This is a genomic window from Roseibium alexandrii DFL-11, assembly GCF_000158095.2.
Classification (GTDB): Bacteria; Pseudomonadota; Alphaproteobacteria; order Rhizobiales; family Stappiaceae; genus Roseibium; species Roseibium alexandrii.
In genome coordinates, this window is sequence record NZ_CM011002.1 from 5,106,814 (window position 1) to 5,124,239 (window position 17,426).

Genomic DNA, 17,426 nt, shown 5'->3' on the forward strand with positions numbered 1-17,426 from the left:
CACAGGTCACATGCTCCGACGACGAACCAGCCGACGAGGAAACTCTCGTCTGCACCGTCGCGGCTGACCTATTCCCGATAACTCCGACAATAAGGGATACCGGCAGGCGCGCAATCGCCACAATTTGCCAGCTGGAACTAATCCCATGAAACAGACCTCTTGGGTCATTCGTCTCGAAGACGCCATCGACGACACTGCAATTGAAGCCCTGCAAGCAGAAGCTTTCGGGCCTGGACGGTTTGTACGGACCGCTTTCAGGATCCGCGAAAATGTCCCCCACAGGCAAGATCTTGCCTTTGTCGGCCTGTCCGGATCCAGGATTGCAGGGTCTGTCCGTTTGAGCCCCATCACGATCGGTGAGACCGATGCGCTGCTCTTAGGGCCGTTGACGGTGTCTCCGGATTTCAAGAACCGCGGTTTGGGCAAGGCGCTGATGTGGACAGCCCTTGAGGCTGCAAAGGCGGCTGGAGACGAATACGTGTTGCTGGTTGGGGATGCGCCTTATTACAGCCCGTTCGGCTTTGAACAGGTGCATTTCGGCAGCATTACTCTGCCAGGCCCGGTCGACCCGGAAAGGCTTTTGATTGCACGCTTGCATGATGGGGCGCTGCCGACCGGCTCAGTTCAGGGAAAAGCCGCATAGAGCACGTTGCGAATAAGCTCCGTCGCTCAACGTGCTCAAAGCAGTCGTTTTTGATGCGTTTCCGGTCAGGAACCCAGTATCGATTTGCCCAGAAACGCTCTAACGGCCTTCCCGATACCAGGTTGCCGAGACGGCGCCCAGAAGGATGGCGAGACCAAGCAGTCCGATGAGCAGCGGGAACCTGTCGACACCATTTAACAGGCTGGCTTCCGTTTGTTTGAGACCGATCCAACCGTTGCCTTCGTAACTTGCCGACTGGCGCATGGAGATGACACGTGGGAGATCAAGACTACCGCCCACATCCCTCAGCCGTTGCACCGCCCCACCTGTCGCTTCGGACACCGGTGACAACACGTCGGTATCAGAGAGAACGTTTGTGTACTCCCTCGGATTTTGCGGGCCAACGTGAATAAGGGCATTCATCTCACCATCTGTCACGGAAAAGAGGCCGGTTTCCGTCACGGGGGAGGAGCCGCGCCACAGACCAGGTTCTTGCTCTGTCATGGTGAGGTCCAAGTTGTCTCCCGTGGGGGAGACGACGGTGACCTCGTTGACCGTTTCCCCTAGTGTTTGCCTTTCGACAATCAGTTCAGGGCCACGCAGGGACACGTTGAGTGCTTCTTCTTCAAGGTCCGGTTCCTGCATGAGCCAATGGGCAAGGCGGCGCAGCAGTGGGACATGTGGACCGCCGCCCTCAAAACCGCGGGCCCATAGCCAGACATGATCTGAAAGCAACATGGCAACCCGGCCTTCGCCTTCGCGGTTCAGGACCAGAAGTGGCGTTTCGCTTGGACCGGACATCAAGGTTTGGCCGCCGTCCAACTCCGTATCGACCGCGCGGAACCAGCGGCTCCAGGCTGGAGGGTCCTGTTCGGCACCTGGCAGGCCACGGGTCACCGGATGCCGTTCACCAAGGTTGGCAAGGGTCGCATAAAAGGGCTCTTCAAGAATTGCTCCGGTCGGACGGGCCGGAAGAATGGGGGCAAGCGGCGTTCTATATAGACTGCCGCCTTCTGCATAATCAGGGCCACCAGCCAACAGGACAGCACCGCCTTCGCGCACATACTGCGTTATGTTGTCGAAGTAGAGCATCGGCAACACTCCGCGCCGGACATAGCGGTCGAAGATGATCAAATCGAACTCATCGATCTTGACAGAAAACAGTTCCCGGGTCGGAAAGGCGATCAGGGACAGCTGGTTGATCGGCGTGCCGTCCTGCTTTTCGGGCGGGCGCAAAATGGTGAAATGGACGAGATCAACAGATGCATCGGATTTCAGAAGATTGCGCCAGGTGCGTTCTCCGGCATGCGGAGAGCCGGACACGAGCAACACCCTCAGGTTCTCGCGAATACCGTCCACGGTTACCACGGCCCGGTTGTTCAGCGTGGTGAGTTCGCCTGGCAGGACCTCAGCCTCGATTTCAAAGATGTTGTCGCCGCCATGAGCGATCTCAACCGGGATGTCGATCTTCTCGCCCGTCCGCGCTGTGCGCAGGGTGACGACATCACCGTCCCGTTTGATTGTCAGGTTCACCTGATCTCCGGGGCCGGTTCCCAAGCCTTGATCGACAACGGTGAGGCTGATGGTCTGTTCCGAACCGACCAGGCCAAAGCGCGGAGCCGTATCCAGAACGATCCGGCGGTCGCGTTCGTCCGCAGTTCCGGTGATGAGGCCGTGAACAGGGGCATCGAAGCCGAGCGCTTCTGCATTCTCCGGGATGTCGTGGATCTGCCCATCGGTTATGATAATCGCGCCGCCGACCCGTTCTGGCGGAACATCGGCCAGCCCGTTTGCGAGGGTTTGGAAGACTTCCGTCCCATCACCGGCCCCTGAGTTCCTGGCCTCGAGCAAACGCAGGTCAAATCCCTCCAGCTCCGCGATGCGTGACTGGATTTCCTCAGCTGCTGCTGTAGTCGTTTCTTCACGGTCTGCGAGCCGCTGGCTTTGGCTTTTGTCGACAACAAGCGCCACGACGCTGGACAAGGTTTCTCTGTCTTCGCGTTCCACCGCCGGGTTTGCGAGTGCAAGCACAAGCAATGCCATGGCAAGCGCCCGCAGCACCCAGCCGCGCAAATTGATGATGCCGAGAAGGACTGCAACCACCGCAGCAATCGCACCGGCGGTTATCAGAACCCATTGCGGCACGAGCGGGTCGAATGAAATAGACCAGTCCATCAAACCTCCTATTGCCCGAGCCGTTCCAGCAGAGCCGGAATGTGGACCTGGTCAGCCTTATAGTTTCCGGTCAGGCTGTACATCACGATGTTGACGCCCGCACGAAAGGCGTAGTCGCGCTGGATCGGATTGTTTGGCACCGTCGGGAACATGAACTCCCCCGTCGGCGTGATCGCCCAAGCCGATGCAAAATCATTCCCGGTAATCATCAGAGGGGAAACACCGTCTCCGGCCCGAACCGGTCGGTCACCTCGGGCAGTCACTTCATCGAGGCTTTCCACCCATAGCGGGCTGGTGGAATACCGGCCCGGGAATGTGTCGAGCAGATAGAACGCTTTCGTGAGCACGTGATCTGGCGGGACTGGTTCCAATGGAGGAACGTCGAGATCCTCCAGGATCTCTCGCAGTTTCAAAGTTGCCGGTGTTGATCCGAAGCCGGTTGTTGACGCGTTGATATGATCCCGTGTGTCGAAGAGGATTGTGCCACCGTTCCGCATGAAGGTGTCGATCCGGGCGATCGTCTGGTCACTTGGTTTGTCAGCCGAAGGATCTATCGGCCAGTATAGCAGCGAATAGAAGGCCAGCTCGTCACGCGCAATGTCGATGGCGACTGGTGCGCCGGGTTCCAGTGCGGTGCGTTCGGACAAAAACTGCGTCAGGCCCGCAAGGCCCGCGGCGCTTGCATCATCAACCTCTGGGACACCCGTCAAAACATAGGCCAAACGGGTTTCGAGGGTGGATTCCAAAGCTCTCAAGTCATCAGACGAAGACTGCGCATATGCGTCTGGAACACCTGCCGTGCTGAGGAGCGCTGTTGCCAACGCTGCCGCACCGATGACACTTGCCATCCTGGTCTTCAGGCGCAGACGGTTCAGGCCGCCAGCAAGCACAAACACGGCAATGGCGTCCGCAATGATCAGCAAAAAGGCCAAAGTGAAGAAGATCGCTCTCAAGTCCAGTGGGTCGGTCGCCGGATAAGGCGCTGTTTCCGCGTCTGGGCCAAGCGCCTCAATGTTAAGGGATTGCAGCGTGTTCTCAGCGCGCATCAGATTGAGGGCTCTGAACCCGTCCTCGCTGCCATAGAGACCCGGCGGGGTGCGGCGGCTTGCAAAGGCGTCCCGGAAATTGGCGGCGCTCACCGGTGTGACATCGACAGGGGGCGCGCCGAAGCGGCCATAGCCGTCAAGCAGCCGGAGCGGTGGAAGAACGCTGCGGGCCGGCTGCCCGTCCTCGGCTGTCTCTGAAGCTTGAGCCACATTGGAGACTGAAAGGATACGTCGCAACATGTTCAGGAAAACGCCGGAGAGCGGAAGGTTGGACCAGGAGGAATCCGCTGTCACATGGAAGAGCACGATACTGCCGTCGCCAGATTGTGCTGCCGTGACCAACGGAGTGCCGTCTTCCAGCATTGCCCAGGTGCGCTTCGGCAGGTCCGATGTTGGCTCTGCAAGAACCTGGCGGTTGACAGTCACCTCCGCTGGGACCTTCAGGCCGGAAAACGGAGACGCATCCGGAAAGGGGGCCAAATGCTGAGGTTGTTTCCAGGAGAGTGATCCGCCGAGTGACCGGTCTCCAGATCTGAGGCGAACAGGGATCAGCTCGTCCGTGCCGCCTGCCGTTCTGGGGCCTGCGAAGCGGACAAGAGTGCCTCCGCTTTGGACCCACTCGCCAAGTTCGATCGCGGTGGTGTCTGGCAGCCTCCCGACGTCCGCAAGGATGAGCACTGAAATTCCCTGATCAATCAGTGATGGCACTGCGGCTGCGATATCGCTATCTCGCGGGCGGCGGATGTCGGAAAACGGCGCGAGCGCCCGCTCGAGATAATAAAGAGGTGAGAGAAGCGGTTGATCAAGGTCACCGGATTGTCCGGAGATCAAGCCGACGGTCCGGCGGCGCCAGCTGTCGTCAACGAGTTGCACGGCCCCGGCTGCCTGTTCCCCTGCAATTTCGACACGGGCGATGTCATTGCGGAGTTCGCTTGGGAGCTCGAACCGGGCTTCGGTCTCAACATCACCGCTTGCAAACGTCGCAGTCGATTCCGCAAGCACCAGACCTTTGAGATCGAGAGCCCGCACATTGACGACCGATGTCGTGTTCTCAGGGTGACGGACCACATCGACGCTCAAGGCTTCGGTATCGTTGGCCAGACTTTTGAGCCCAAGCGGTGTTTGAAGGCCGGTCAACACTGTCACCGGAACGCCTTCTGTCAGGGACGCCAGAGTTTCCAAAAACGCATCATTGGTGGCCGTACCATCTGAAAGCCAGACGACCGCACCCGGAGGCGTATCCTGAGCGGCCTTTCTGAGACCGATGCCAAGTTCGCTGCGCAGGGGCGGGTAGGGGCGCGGGTCGAGTGCACGCAGAGTTTCAAGCGCAGCTGCCGGACTTTCAGGAACAAAGCCCTGGTTCGGACCTTCCGCCGTGGCTGCAAACATCACCGGCTGCCCGTTCTGCTCCGCCTCGGTAAGAATGTTTTCAGCGGTTCGAACCTGGTCGTCCCATGATGTTGCAGATGTCCAGCCGTTGTCGATCAGGAGCCACAGAACGCCGTCCCGGCTTGCAACCGGTTCTTGGGCGCGCCAAACCGGGCCCGCGAGCGCAAAGATCAGGATCGCCGCCAGGAGCAAGCGCAACAAGGTCAGCCACCAGGGACTGCGCTGTGGCGTTTCATCATGCTCATCAATGTCCAGCAAAAGCCGGGTCGGTGGGAATGCGATCTGTTGTGGCCGGGGTGGTGTCAGGCGCAACAGCCACCAAATCACGGGCAGCAAAGCCAGTGCGGTCAAAACCCACGGCGCGGTAAAGGTCAGTGGCAAACTGGCAAACACGGATCAGACGCCCCCCTGCGGCATGGTATCGAGGTTGCCAGAAAGCGCGCTATGCAGGACCAGCAAGGGCTCGGCGGCTGAATGGTCGGTGTGATGCAGGACATATGTCCAACCCGCGCGGCGCGCCATGTCACGGATTTCCGCGCGATGTGCTTCGAGCCGTCTGTGATATTCCTCCCGCCAGGTTTCGGCGCGGCCTGCAGTTAAGCGGATGCCAGCTTCCGGATCGTTGAACTCAACCCGGCCGTCGAACGGAAAGGTCTCTTCGATCGGGTCCAGAACCTGCACGATATGCCCTTTGGCACCTGTTCCGGCAACTTGGCCGATCCAGGCAGCAATATCCTCAAGTGGATCCAGGAAATCGGAGATCAGAACGACGTCGGCAAAGCGCTTGACTGCAGTCGGGTCGGGTAAGGCCACTGGCTTGGACAGGTGTGTTAGCGCGTCCGCAAGCCGTTCAGCGGCTCTGCGATCGGAAAATGGCCGTGTCACTCCGGTCAATCCAATGCGCTCACCGGTCTCTGCGAGCATATCCGCCAGGGCCAGCATTATGACCAGTGAACGGTCCCGTTTGGTCACCTGAGACAGGCGGGATTGAAATTCCATGGATGAGGAAAGGTCGGCCCAGAGCCAAACGGTGTGGGCTGCTTCCCATTCCCGCTCACGGACATAAAGATGGTCATCCCTTGCTGAGCGCCGCCAGTCGATGCGTTTGGCCGGTTCACCCATATTGAAGGGGCGGAACTGCCAGAAGCTCTCGCCAGGTCCGGCCCGCCGGCGACCATGCCATCCTGCGATAATCGAACTTGCTACATGGCTTGCTTCAACAAGAAGATCAGGGAGTGCATCGGCAACCGAACGGGCGTCACCGATAATGTTCGGCCAGTTTTCCTGGTCCAGTTTAACACTCTCCGTTGATGAGGCCATGATTTTGGGCAGCTCCTTCGCGATGGAATTTCGAACTATGCGATTGTTTCTTTCACCCGCTGGATCACGTCCCTCACGGTATGCCCATCGGCTCGGGCAGCGAAGGTAAGCGCCATCCGGTGCTGGAGGATCGGTTCCGCCAGAGCCAAAACGTCATCAACTGACGGGGATAGCCGGCCATCAACGAGCGCTCGGGCCCGGACGGTCAACATCAGGGCCTGGCTGGCGCGGGGGCCGGGTCCCCAAGCAATCAGCTTTGTGAGATCGGAATTTGCATCCGAATCACCTGGTCGGGCCGACCGGACAAGCCTCAAGATGCTCTCAACCACCGATTCACCTACCGGCATGCGGCGAACGAGTTGCTGGAATTCCATGAGTTCCTGGGCAGTGATCGCGCTGTGTGCAGTGGTCTGCTCTGCTCCTGTGGTTTCAAGGAGAATGCGGCGCTCGGCTTCCAGATCCGGATATTGCACATCAATCTGCATCAAGAACCGGTCGAGCTGGGCCTCCGGCAATGGATATGTGCCTTCCTGTTCCAACGGGTTTTGTGTCGCAAGAACATGGAACGGGCGCGGGAGATCATGCGGATGACCTGCGACGGTCACATGATACTCCTGCATTGCCTGCAGAAGGGCTGATTGGGTTCTTGGGCTGGCGCGGTTGATCTCGTCGGCCATCAACAGTTGCGAGAACACCGGGCCAGGAATAAATCGGAAAGACCGTCCGCCGCTGGTATCTTGCTCCATCACTTCGGCGCCAAGGATATCCGACGGCATCAGGTCTGGCGTAAATTGGATCCGCCTGGCATCCAGTCCCAAAACTGTTCCGAGCGTTTCGACCAGTTTGGTTTTCGCAAGTCCCGGCACACCAACGAGAAGCCCATGTCCGCCGGCGAGGATCGTCACGAGTGTCTGTTCAACGACGTTTTCCTGACCGAAGATGATCTTTGCGATATCGGCCTTGACTTCTAAAATGCGCTCAACGGCCCGTTCGGCGCTTTCGGCAACAGCAGCGAGATCTTCTTCAGAGGGATTTGCGGGAGAAACGACGCTCATTGATCACCTATCCTGTTGCTTATCTTGCTGATGCCTGCCGGGTAGCTCGGTGGGCGGCCAATTTTTTTCCGTTAACCCAGTCTGACACCATATAATTCAGTAGATAAGGCACAATTGTGCGCCATACAGTGGATAGGTCCAAGATTCTTTTCTTCGCTGCGGCATAAACGCAAAAATTGCGAATGTTGGTCCAGTGGGGATTGGCGTTGGTTTAGATGCGGACTAGGTAGGAATCCGGACCACAGGTTCGGGTGTCCGGCGGGACGGGGAGTGAAATGACATCGCAAGCCAAACCAGAGGCTACTTTACCGGATGGCCTCAAAGCCCTGATGAGCCGCGCTGGTTCGAAAGACAAGGCGCCGCCGCCCGTGTACAAGTGGAACCCGCCTTTTTGCGGCGATTTGGATATCCGGATTGCGCGTGACGGAACCTGGTTCTATCTCGGTTCACCGATTGGCCGGAAGCCATTGGTCGAGTTGTTTGCATCTGTCCTGCGCAAGGATGAAGATGGCAAGCATTACCTTGTGACCCCGGTCGAAAAAATCGGTATCACGGTCGACGACGCTCCGCTGCTGGCTGTGGAAATGGCTGTGGAAAATGAAGGTGCGGATCGGCAACTCACCGTGCGCACAAATCTCGGTGATCTGGTTCGCATTGGAAACGACCGGCCACTGCGCTTTGAGAAGGAACCGGACAGCGGCGGAATAAAGCCCTATGTTGTTGTGCGTGGACGCATTGAAGCGCTGTTCACCCGCGCCCTGATGTATCAGCTGGTTGAGCACATGGTCGAACGTCAAGGAGAGAAGGGTTTGGAAACAGGAATTTGGAGCGGTGGTCAGTTTTTTGCCGTTGACCCGGAGCTTCTGTGATCGCCCTTTTTTATCCAATTGCCGATTTGACGAAAGCACCCCATATCAAGCGCAATGACGGCTTCAACTGATACATCCGCAACCAATTTGACCGATTGGTCCCAGCACCTGGAAGAACGGCTTGCATTGGCAGCGAGCGTGCCCACTGACCGGGAAACAGGCGACCACATATTGAACCCGGATGTCGGGCCTTACGCTTTTTGGAAGGGACCGCCGAGGGACGCTGCCGTCTTGATCGGTATTCGCAATACCGCAGCCGGCCCGAGCGTTGTTTTGACCCAGCGCACACCGCATCTCAAATCCCATGCGGGGCAGGTGGCGTTTCCTGGCGGCAAAATTGATCCGGACGACAACGGACCAGTCGAGGCAGCTTTGAGAGAAGCGCAGGAAGAGATCGGTCTGGATCCCGCCCAGGCACAGCCGCTTGGACATTTGGCGCCCTATTTGACCGGATCTGGATACCGGGTCACGCCAATCGTTGCAGAGGTCCGGGATCCGGTTCAGTTCGTTCCGAACCCTGACGAAGTCGAAGATGTTTTCGAAGTTCCCTTCGAGTTCCTCATGAACCCGGCCAATCATCAAAAGTTGAGCCGCGAATGGCAAGGGAAACGACGCTACTTTTATGCAATGCCTTTTGCCGGGCGTCACATCTGGGGCGTTACAGCAGGCATTATCCGCTCATTATACGACACGGTGTACCGCTGATGCTTCGCATTATCCTGACACAACTCTTCCTGTTTCTGCTGCCGTTCGCTTGTTATGCGTGCTATCTCTGGCTTTCGAAAAAGGGAGATAACCCGGAGAGCTGGTCTCGCGGGCCGGTCGCCTGGTTGACCGTTGCAGGTCTCTTTTTAACAATCTCCGGGTTTGTTGCTGTTGCTCAGTTCAACAGGGCACCAGAAGGTACGCAGTATAGACCCGCAGAATTCCGCGACGGTGAACTCATTCCTGGGCGGTTCGAATAAGTTCATGAAAGACAGATCTGAAGACATTCTCGCTGCGGCCAATTGGCTGCGGTCGCCAGGCATTCAGGCTGTGTTTTCAGCTCTCAATCGCGACAATGACAGCGCGCGTGTTGTGGGTGGCGCGATTCGTAACACGCTGTTGGGACATCCAGTTCCCGACATCGATATCGCCACGACTGCCACGCCGCAGGACGTCATGCAGCGGGCAGCCGATGCCGGCCTGAAACCCATCGGCACGGGGATTGATCACGGCACCATCACTGTGATCAGCGATGGATTTCCATACGAGGTGACGACGCTGCGCGAGGATGTCGAAACCTATGGCCGTCAGGCGAAAGTGGTTTTTGGACGCGATTGGAAAAAGGATGCTCTGCGGCGCGACTTTACGATGAACGCGCTTTATGTGGACAGCCTTGGGAAGTTGTACGACCCGCTGGGCGGTCTGGAGGATTGCCTTGCCAGGCGTGTCAGGTTCATCGGTGATCCCGACATGCGGCTGCGCGAGGACTATCTTCGGATTCTCCGCTTCTTCAGGATCTACGCGGCCTATGGCGATGGCGACATGGATGCGGAGGGCCTCGGCGCTTGTCTCCGGCAACGGGACGGCCTACGGCACCTTTCCGCCGAACGTATTGGCCATGAAATGCGCCGTCTTGTATCTGCCCCCAAGGCGGCGGTTGCGGTGCGGATGATGTATGATTGCGGACTTTGGGAAATCGCGACCGGCGGTCTGGCAAAAATTGAGGATTTTGAATGCCTCCGCCACCTTGATGCGCTCGCGCCTGAAACACAGGACCCGGAAGTTGGTTTGACCGTGCTGTCAGGTTTTGTCCGCGAAGATGTGGATCGGGTTGCTGATCGGCTGCGGCTGTCCAATGCAGAGCGCAAACGAATGCAAATCTGTTGGGAGGCTTACAAAACGTTCCGGCAGTCGGACCAGATGCCGGATCTTAAAACGTTGCTTTACACCCATGGCCGCCAAGGAGCCATTGATGGGCTGCTGGCCTACTGGGCAGCCTTTGAGGCGCAAAAGCGGTTGGGGGATCAGCCTGATTTTGAAGATGCGGTTTTAAAGCTTAAATCCGTCGAGGTGCCGGTGTTTCCTCTGAAAGGCGCGGACATGATTGCGCTCGGACATCGTCCGGGCCCGCAAGTTGGCAAGGTTCTCAAAACCCTGGAGAAGATCTGGTGCGAAAACGGTTTCGCCCTAAGCAAACAGGACCTTCTTGCCCGTTTGGAGAACCGCGCTTAGCGAATTGATAACAGTCCTTAGATAGTTTTCTACCAACGGTTCCGAAGGGTTATGAACCTGTCCTGCGTGTTGTTGGGAAAGCGTAAATGCCGCATAGCGAAGTCATCTTGATCTCTGATGGGCCGCTGCCCATGGATTCTCCGGTCCGGAAAATTCCGTTTTTCTTCCGGGCGCGCCTGATCGACATGGCCAAAGTCTCTCCCAAGACTTCCGGTGAAGCCTCCGTTGCGATCATCGAGTTGCTTGGATCCAGCAAGCCCGGCATGTCCGCTTTGAAATCATCCTGGGGCAGCATTGCGGAGATCCCAGTCATTGGCATCATCGACAAGTCAGACCGGCGGGAAATGACCCAAGCAGCTGCGCTGGGCGAAATGGATCTTGTCGATCGGGAAGCGCCCCTGGCCTTGCTTCTCCATCAGGTTAAAAAATATCTGAAAACCGATATTTTGAAGGATCTGCCAAAGGACACGCCCGAACGGACTGCGCAGGCTTTCTCCAAGGCCAATGCATTTCTGGAAACGCTTTGCATGTCTGCAGTCAGTGATGCGTCGATACAGATCCGGGCGATGGAAGACAGCGCCAAGGATGCGCTTTCGGCGATTGACCTTGAAGGCTTGTTGGCATGGATGCAGGCGGTTGAAAGCCATCATAGCCCGACGTACAGCCACTCTTTAAAGGTTGCTGGCTTGGCAGGCGCGTTCGCGCGGCATCTGAAATGGTCAGAAGCTGATTGCCGGGAGATGGTTGCCGGTGGGCTCGTGCATGACATCGGCAAGATGCGCATCCCCTTGACCATTTTGGACAAACCGGGGCGCTTGACCGATGAGGAGCGTTCTTTGATCGCCAAGCATCCGGTGTTTGGTCAGGAGATATTGAAGCCGCGTCTTGAGGTGCCTTACGAAATTAAGCGCATGGCTATCCAGCATCATGAGTACCTGGACGGCAGCGGGTATCCCAATCACCTCAAAGCGGATCGCATTTCGCAAAAAGTCCGCGTCATGACGATTTGTGACATCTTCACTGCCCTGACAGAAGAGCGCGCCTATAAGGAGCCAATGCCTCCACGGCAGGCGATCGCCATGATGAAAAACATGGGGCCGAAGCTCGATCAGGACCTGCTGCGGCAGTTTTCAGACATGATTCTGGACCGCGTATTTGCAGAATTGTCGAGACCCGTTTCTGCCGCAGGTGGAGGCGCTGCTGCTTGAGCAGCGCAAGCACCATTTTCTGGGACTAGCTTTGCTTAGGGCCATTTCACGACTGGTGGCATGGAAGACAGGATTGAGGCGACATTGCCGCCGGTCTTCAAGCCGAAGATAGTGCCGCGGTCGTAGAGAAGATTGTACTCCACATACCGACCCCTGCGGATCAGCTGCTCTTCGCGCTGGGCATCCGTCCAGGAGTTTTCATAGTTTTTACGAACGAGCTCGGGATACACCTTCAAGAACGCCCGGCCGACATCCTTGGTGAACGCGAGATCCGCGTTCCAATCGCCACTGTGCAGATAGTCGTAGAAAATTCCGCCAATGCCGCGGGGTTCGTTGCGGTGCTTCAGGAAGAAATACTCATCGCACCAGTCCTTGTAAGCCGGATAATCGGCGACTGCATGCGGTTCGCACGCCGCTTTCATAGCGTCATGGAAGGCAACAGTGTCCGGGTCATCTTGTGTCCGCCGGTCGTCCAAAACCGGGGTAAGATCCGCGCCGCCGCCGAACCACTGGCGGGTTGTAACCACCATCCGCGTGTTCATGTGCACTGCCGGAACGTTCGGGTTCTGCGGGTGTGCAATCAGGCTGATGCCGGAGGCCCAGAACCGGGGATCTTCGCTGGCACCTGGTATTTGACCGCGGAATTCAGGAGAGAACTCGCCGTGGACGGTGGAAATATGGACGCCAACTTTTTCAAAGACACGGCCATGCATCATCGACATAACGCCGCCGCCACCCTTCGCGCCTGAACTGTCGGTCCGTTCCCATGGGGTACGTTCGAACCGGCCCGCAGGCAAATCACTTATTGGTCCGTTGAGCTCACCGATATCGTCTTCCAGTTTTTCAAATGCGGCACAAATCTGATCCCTGAGATCCTTGAACCACGCGGATGCTGTCAGTTTCTTGTCTTCAATCCCCTCAGGGATCGGACCGCCGCGTGATTCTGGAGAGGGTGCTGTCATCTGATTTGCCTCGACATGAAGAGCCCGCACGGTAGGTGCACAAGCGTTGGATTAGCTTGATCTTTTAGGAAATGCCCGGGTTTGCCGCAAGGCCTCTCCCAAAACCATGCCGCAGGACACAGCAACGTTGAGGGATCGCATGCCCTCGGCCATCGGGATGGTCAGCCGCGCATCGGCCAGTTGATGGATTGCATCCGGTGCCCCGGTGCTTTCGCGGCCCAGAAGCAAGATGTCATCTGCTGCAAACTCAAAGTCCGTGTACGCGAGGTCCGTTTTGGTGGTGAGCAGCACGAGGCGCCGATTATGTGTCCGGCGCCAGTCGTCGAACGCCGCGAAATTGAGATGGCGTTTCAGGGCAGCCCGTTCCAGATAGTCCATCCCTGCGCGTTTCAATGCGCTGTCGGACAGCGGAAATCCCGCAGGTTCGATCAAATGCACCGTCACACTCATGCAGGCCACGAGCCTCAGCATGGTTCCGGTGTTTTGCGGGATGTCTGGTTGGTAAAGGGCGATGTCGGGCATGTTTGCTTCTTGTCTTGAAGGTTCATTGCCTCCTAACAGGAGAACGCCGTCCTGTCATGGGCCGTGGCCCATTGAGCAGTTCCAGGCGTAGTATGAACGCAAGAATCGCCCGCCACCCAATTGGACATTTCAATGATTGCTTTGTTCCGGCTTTTTGAATCCTGGATTGATCCGTTCCGGCCTTTGCCGTCTGAAGCCATGCCCAAAGGCGGTGTTGCATTTCTTCTGTTCTTTCTGAAGCAGGCGCGCTGGCCATTCTTCCTGATGCTGATTGTCGGCAGCCTGACAGCCTTTGTGGAAGTCACACTGTTCAACTTCCTGGGCCATATCGTTGATTTGCTCGACAGCAGCGACCGGGAAACGTTTTTTGCTGAGCACGGCTGGACCCTGTTCGGCATGGCGTTCTTTGTTTTGGTGGTGCGGGCCGCCACAAATACGCTCATGGCGCTTTTGGAAGAGCAAACCATTGTTCCGGGCTTTTTCAATCTGGTCCGTTGGCAGGCGCACCAGCAGGTGATGCGTCAAAGCATTGCGTTCTTTCAAGATGATCTTGCAGGCCGTCTGTCCCAGAAGGTTCTCCAATCCGGGATGTCCGCCGGTGACTTCATGGTGAACCTTCTTCAAGTCGCCTGGTTTATCGTGGTCTACGCCGTGACGACGTTGGTGCTTGTCGCCGATCTTGACTGGCGGCTTGGGGCAATTGTCGCGGTCTGGCTCGTCTTGTTTGCCATCACCGCACGGGTATTCGTGCCGCGTGTGCGCAAGGCGGCAAAGGACACAGCCAATGCTTATTCCGGCGTCTCCGGACGCTTGGTCGACACTTACAGCAACATTCAGTCCGTCAAGCTGTTCGGTTCTCTGAAAGAAGAAAACCGGGGCTCCAGATCTGCCTTCATCCGGTTTATTGGTCAGCTTAAGACCTTTACCCGCCTGCTCACCTCAATCCGCGTCGTGATGAGCCTCGTCAATGGGGCGATGATCGTCGCAATTGCCGGGATGGCGCTGGTGATTTGGCGCGATGGCGGCATCAGCACGGGGCATGTGGCTTTTACGCTGAGCCTGATTCTGCGCCTGAACATTCTGCTTAACCGGTTGTTCAATCAGCTCAATGGTCTGTTCCGGAATTTCGGGACCGTCCAGGACAGCATGGAGACGATTGTCAAACCCGTTGCTGTTCAAGATGAGGACAATGCGCCAGCGCTGACTGTGGACCAGGGCGCGGTCGAATTCAAAAACATCACCTTCCATTATGGAAAAGCAGGCGGTGTCATTGAAGATCTGAGCCTGGCGATCGCCCCCGGAGAGCGTGTCGGTGTGGTCGGACCATCCGGTGCAGGAAAGACAACGCTGACCAGTTTGCTTCTGCGCTTCTATGATGTGGAGGCAGGGCAGATCCTGATTGACGGTCAAAATATCCGTTCTGTGAAACAGGAGACACTCCGGCGGGCCATCGGGATGGTGACGCAGGATCCCTCCCTCCTGCACCGATCCATCCGGGAGAACATTCTTTATGGGCGGCCTGAGGCGAGTGAAGACGAGCTGCGCGATGCAGCGGAGCGCGCGCACGCGCTTGAGTTCATTGAAAACCTTGAAGATAAATCCGGGCGAAAAGGTTTTGACGCCTATGCCGGAGAGCGCGGAGTCAAACTGTCGGGTGGTCAACGTCAGCGAATCGCAATTGCCCGGGTTCTTTTGAAAAACGCCCCAATTCTGGTGCTGGATGAAGCCACATCTGCGCTCGACTCCGAGGTGGAGGCTGCGATCCAGGAAAATCTGCAGCAATTGATGGCAGGCAAGACCGTGATCGCAATTGCGCACCGCCTTTCAACAATTGCTGCGCTGGACCGTCTGATCGTGATGGACGGCGGACAGATTGTCCAAGAGGGGACCCATAACAGTCTCTTGACGAACGAAGACGGATTGTATGCGCAGCTCTGGCGGCGGCAGTCAGGTGGCTTCCTTCAGGCGGGATTGCAGACCGATGAACGGGTTAATTCGAGCGTGTCTTGATCTGTATGAATGCGCGTGGCGTAGAAAGCTGGCCAACCGCCTGAGGATCTTATGGTTCATTTCATCACAGCGTATTTCACCACCGCGATCGTGTTTCTCGCGATAGACTATGTGTGGCTCACCCAAGTCGCCACGCGTTTCTATTTTGATCGCATTGGTCATTTGCTGATGGAGCGCCCGAATATGGGTGCTGCAGCGGCCTTTTATCTCATCTACGTTGTCGGGATCGTTTTGTTTGCCGTAGGTCCGGCGCTAAAAAACGAGAGCTTTTCATACGCCGTGATGTACGGCGCCATGTTCGGATTCTTCACCTACGCGACGTACGACGTCACCAACTACGCAACCTTGAGAGACTGGCCGGTTATTGTTGCCGTTGTCGACATTGCGTGGGGCACAGTGCTTGGTGCGGTCTCGGCTGGCGCAGGCTATCTGATAAGCCGTCAGATCCTCGGCTGATAACTCGGCAGGTCTGCGAAAAACCGAAACTCCATGAACGTGACGCAGGGTACTGCATGCCTACTCTTAATTGTTGTAGTTACTGATTTTTTACAGCCTTGAGATATCAAGGGCCAACACAGATCACTGCGCGGGCTTTCCGAGTGTACCCGCAGGATTGGGTTTGGAGCCCGGATATTCGTGACGCTTTCGATAAATGGCCGATTTGTTTCTATGGTGGTCACTGCAGCCGTCATAATGATGGGTGGAACAGCGTTCGCGTTCTACACGTTCCGGCAAGCAATGATTGCTCAGTTGGGAACGGCAGACAGTGCTCAGCAATTCCTTCAGGGTAATGTGGCAGAGAACCTTGATGGTCTAATCCTGGATCAGATGATCACCATCGGTCTTGTCGTATCGCCGGTCGGTCTCGCGTTTCTTGGTCTGGCAGTTGTTTTGGCATTGGGCATTGCCCGTCCGCTCGCCCGCTTGCAAGGAGCGCTTGGCAAGTTGTCTGCCGGTGATCTCGAAGTAGAAATCGACGGTGTCGAGCGGTCCGATGAGATCGGTGCTATTGCCCGATCTGTTACAGACTTTCGTGTAAACCTTGCCGAAAGGGCACAAGATCAGGCCCGAAAAGATCTGGCGCACCAGGATGCCTTGAATGCAGAACGCTCGGCGCTGATGCAGGATGTTGCAGACGATTTTGAGAAATCCGTGCTCGGCGTCGTTTCTTCGCTGCTTGAAAAGTCTGACAGCGTTGAGAGCAACTCCAATGATCTGACCCGTGCTGTGGAGTCCTCGCTCCGCGCCGTCTCTGAAGTCAGCACTGCGTCGGCTGATGCCAATCAGTCAGTTGAGACTGTGACCGGGGCTTCCCATCGTTTGTCAGAATCTCTCTCCCGTGTTCGTGAGGATGTGGATCAGGCAACTGACATTGCGGATGCTGCGGTCACTGAAGCACGAAAAACCGATGAAATCGTAGGGCGGCTTTCCGAGACGGGCCGGGCGATCGGCGAGATTGTCGAGTTGATAAGCCAGATTGCCAGCCAGACCAATCTCCTTGCCTTGAACGCAACGATCGAGGCCGCAAGGGCTGGAGAAGCCGGGCGCGGGTTTGCCGTTGTTGCCAGCGAGGTAAAAGCGTTGGCCGAGCAGACCACCAAGGCAACCGAAGATATTTCTGCGCAAGTTTCGGCTGTACAGGACGTCGCGCAGCAATCCGGTGTCGCCATCGCGTCGATTGCCGATACGATTGAACGCGTAAGCGCGATTTCCGCCAAGATACGGGATGCCGTGGAAGACCAGACGTCTGCAACCGGCGAGATCAACGGCAGTGCGCAGACCGCGCTGCTTAGCTCTGAGCGGGTAACCGGCAACGTCGGGACTTTGAACGATGCGATGGAAGCCAGCCGGACAGCGACAGATGGCATGCATCAAGCCTCTGCAGAACTTGGAACGTTGTCAAACACACTTCAGGCACAGGTCTCGCAGTTCCTACAAAGCGTCCGCGCTGCTTAAGGCTTTGTCGCTGGTTTGTGGTGGCTAAGCTCCACTGCCTTACTGGTCCTGGGC

The 17,426-nt window shown here is 57.1% G+C and carries 15 protein-coding genes; 9 read left to right on the forward strand and 6 right to left on the reverse strand.

Annotated elements, in window-relative coordinates; genetic code table 11:
* Positions 1-145 precede the first annotated feature (145 nt).
* On the forward strand, positions 146-643 hold the full coding sequence (locus SADFL11_RS23535; RefSeq protein ID WP_008196967.1) for a GNAT family N-acetyltransferase: 498 nt from the start codon (positions 146-148) through the stop codon (positions 641-643).
* 99 nt (positions 644-742) lie between these two features.
* Here the strand turns inward: SADFL11_RS23535 and SADFL11_RS23540 are convergent, their stop codons facing one another.
* Genes SADFL11_RS23540 through SADFL11_RS23555 form a run of 4 tightly spaced genes read right to left on the reverse strand, consistent with a single transcriptional unit; the run spans position 743 to position 7,628 of the window.
* Positions 743-2,818 (reverse strand): membrane protein, encoded by a 2,076-nt coding sequence (locus SADFL11_RS23540; RefSeq protein WP_040450907.1) that lies wholly within the window; start codon positions 2,816-2,818, stop codon positions 743-745.
* Positions 2,819-2,826: 8 nt separating this feature from the next.
* Positions 2,827-5,646, reverse strand: a complete 2,820-nt coding sequence (locus SADFL11_RS23545) for a DUF4159 domain-containing protein (protein WP_008195611.1) — start codon at positions 5,644-5,646, stop codon at positions 2,827-2,829.
* Between the two features lie 3 nt (positions 5,647-5,649).
* Entirely contained in the window at positions 5,650-6,573 is a 924-nt protein-coding gene (locus tag SADFL11_RS23550; protein WP_008189204.1) for a DUF58 domain-containing protein, read from the reverse strand.
* Positions 6,574-6,608: 35 nt separating this feature from the next.
* Entirely contained in the window at positions 6,609-7,628 is a 1,020-nt protein-coding gene (locus SADFL11_RS23555; protein ID WP_008192184.1) for an AAA family ATPase, read from the reverse strand.
* A 275-nt stretch (positions 7,629-7,903) separates the two neighbouring features.
* On the opposite strand from SADFL11_RS23555, the gene SADFL11_RS23560 reads away from it, so the two are divergent.
* From SADFL11_RS23560 to SADFL11_RS23580, 5 genes are all read left to right on the forward strand, one after another.
* A complete protein-coding gene (locus SADFL11_RS23560; RefSeq protein WP_008197244.1) occupies positions 7,904-8,497 on the forward strand; it encodes a DUF1285 domain-containing protein in 594 nt (197 codons plus the stop codon).
* Between the two features lie 54 nt (positions 8,498-8,551).
* Positions 8,552-9,202: a CoA pyrophosphatase gene (locus SADFL11_RS23565; protein ID WP_008193118.1), complete on the forward strand. Its 651-nt coding sequence runs from the start codon at positions 8,552-8,554 to the stop codon at positions 9,200-9,202.
* A complete protein-coding gene (locus tag SADFL11_RS23570) occupies positions 9,202-9,462 on the forward strand; it encodes a DUF6111 family protein (RefSeq protein ID WP_008194232.1) in 261 nt (86 codons plus the stop codon). Before SADFL11_RS23565 ends, SADFL11_RS23570 begins: the two co-directional genes overlap by 1 nt.
* A gap of 4 nt (positions 9,463-9,466) precedes the next feature.
* The gene (locus tag SADFL11_RS23575) at positions 9,467-10,714 is read left to right on the forward strand and encodes a CCA tRNA nucleotidyltransferase (RefSeq protein ID WP_008194096.1); all 1,248 of its coding nucleotides are present in this window, start codon (positions 9,467-9,469) and stop codon (positions 10,712-10,714) included.
* A gap of 86 nt (positions 10,715-10,800) precedes the next feature.
* Complete coding sequence (locus SADFL11_RS23580; RefSeq protein ID WP_008192635.1) at positions 10,801-11,922, forward strand: HD-GYP domain-containing protein; 1,122 nt, start codon at positions 10,801-10,803, stop codon at positions 11,920-11,922.
* Between the two features lie 35 nt (positions 11,923-11,957).
* On the opposite strand, the gene hemF is transcribed toward SADFL11_RS23580, so the two are convergent.
* Positions 11,958-12,884: an oxygen-dependent coproporphyrinogen oxidase gene (hemF, locus tag SADFL11_RS23585; protein WP_050776136.1), complete on the reverse strand. Its 927-nt coding sequence runs from the start codon at positions 12,882-12,884 to the stop codon at positions 11,958-11,960.
* Positions 12,885-12,935: 51 nt separating this feature from the next.
* Positions 12,936-13,406, reverse strand: a complete 471-nt coding sequence (locus SADFL11_RS23590; protein WP_008192766.1) for a tRNA (cytidine(34)-2'-O)-methyltransferase — start codon at positions 13,404-13,406, stop codon at positions 12,936-12,938.
* Positions 13,407-13,538: 132 nt separating this feature from the next.
* Between SADFL11_RS23590 and SADFL11_RS23595 the strand changes: the two genes are divergently transcribed.
* The 3 genes from SADFL11_RS23595 to SADFL11_RS23605 all read left to right on the forward strand — a co-directional run bounded on the left by SADFL11_RS23595 (position 13,539) and on the right by SADFL11_RS23605 (position 17,372).
* Positions 13,539-15,416, forward strand: a complete 1,878-nt coding sequence (locus SADFL11_RS23595) for an ABC transporter ATP-binding protein (RefSeq protein ID WP_040450906.1) — start codon at positions 13,539-13,541, stop codon at positions 15,414-15,416.
* Positions 15,417-15,467: 51 nt separating this feature from the next.
* Positions 15,468-15,872: a DUF2177 family protein gene (locus tag SADFL11_RS23600; protein ID WP_008189644.1), complete on the forward strand. Its 405-nt coding sequence runs from the start codon at positions 15,468-15,470 to the stop codon at positions 15,870-15,872.
* Between the two features lie 180 nt (positions 15,873-16,052).
* Positions 16,053-17,372, forward strand: coding sequence for a methyl-accepting chemotaxis protein (locus SADFL11_RS23605; protein ID WP_134853121.1), 1,320 nt, complete (start codon positions 16,053-16,055; stop codon positions 17,370-17,372).
* Positions 17,373-17,426 lie beyond the last annotated feature (54 nt).

Excerpts from the sequence above, each read along its gene's own strand:
- SADFL11_RS23560 (WP_008197244.1), top strand. The coding sequence starts at position 7,904 with ATGACATCGCAAGCCAAACCAGAGGCTACTTTACCGGATGGCCTCAAA.
- SADFL11_RS23580 (WP_008192635.1), top strand. The coding sequence starts at position 10,801 with ATGCCGCATAGCGAAGTCATCTTGATCTCTGATGGGCCGCTGCCCATG.
- SADFL11_RS23590 (WP_008192766.1), bottom strand. The coding sequence starts at position 13,406 with ATGCCCGACATCGCCCTTTACCAACCAGACATCCCGCAAAACACCGGA.
- SADFL11_RS23550 (WP_008189204.1), bottom strand. The coding sequence starts at position 6,573 with ATGGCCTCATCAACGGAGAGTGTTAAACTGGACCAGGAAAACTGGCCG.
- SADFL11_RS23535 (WP_008196967.1), top strand. The coding sequence starts at position 146 with ATGAAACAGACCTCTTGGGTCATTCGTCTCGAAGACGCCATCGACGAC.
- SADFL11_RS23600 (WP_008189644.1), top strand. The coding sequence starts at position 15,468 with ATGGTTCATTTCATCACAGCGTATTTCACCACCGCGATCGTGTTTCTC.
- SADFL11_RS23565 (WP_008193118.1), top strand. The coding sequence starts at position 8,552 with ATGACGGCTTCAACTGATACATCCGCAACCAATTTGACCGATTGGTCC.
- SADFL11_RS23540 (WP_040450907.1), bottom strand. The coding sequence starts at position 2,818 with ATGGACTGGTCTATTTCATTCGACCCGCTCGTGCCGCAATGGGTTCTG.
- hemF (WP_050776136.1), bottom strand. The coding sequence starts at position 12,884 with ATGACAGCACCCTCTCCAGAATCACGCGGCGGTCCGATCCCTGAGGGG.
- SADFL11_RS23570 (WP_008194232.1), top strand. The coding sequence starts at position 9,202 with ATGCTTCGCATTATCCTGACACAACTCTTCCTGTTTCTGCTGCCGTTC.
- SADFL11_RS23595 (WP_040450906.1), top strand. The coding sequence starts at position 13,539 with ATGATTGCTTTGTTCCGGCTTTTTGAATCCTGGATTGATCCGTTCCGG.
- SADFL11_RS23555 (WP_008192184.1), bottom strand. The coding sequence starts at position 7,628 with ATGAGCGTCGTTTCTCCCGCAAATCCCTCTGAAGAAGATCTCGCTGCT.
- SADFL11_RS23575 (WP_008194096.1), top strand. The coding sequence starts at position 9,467 with ATGAAAGACAGATCTGAAGACATTCTCGCTGCGGCCAATTGGCTGCGG.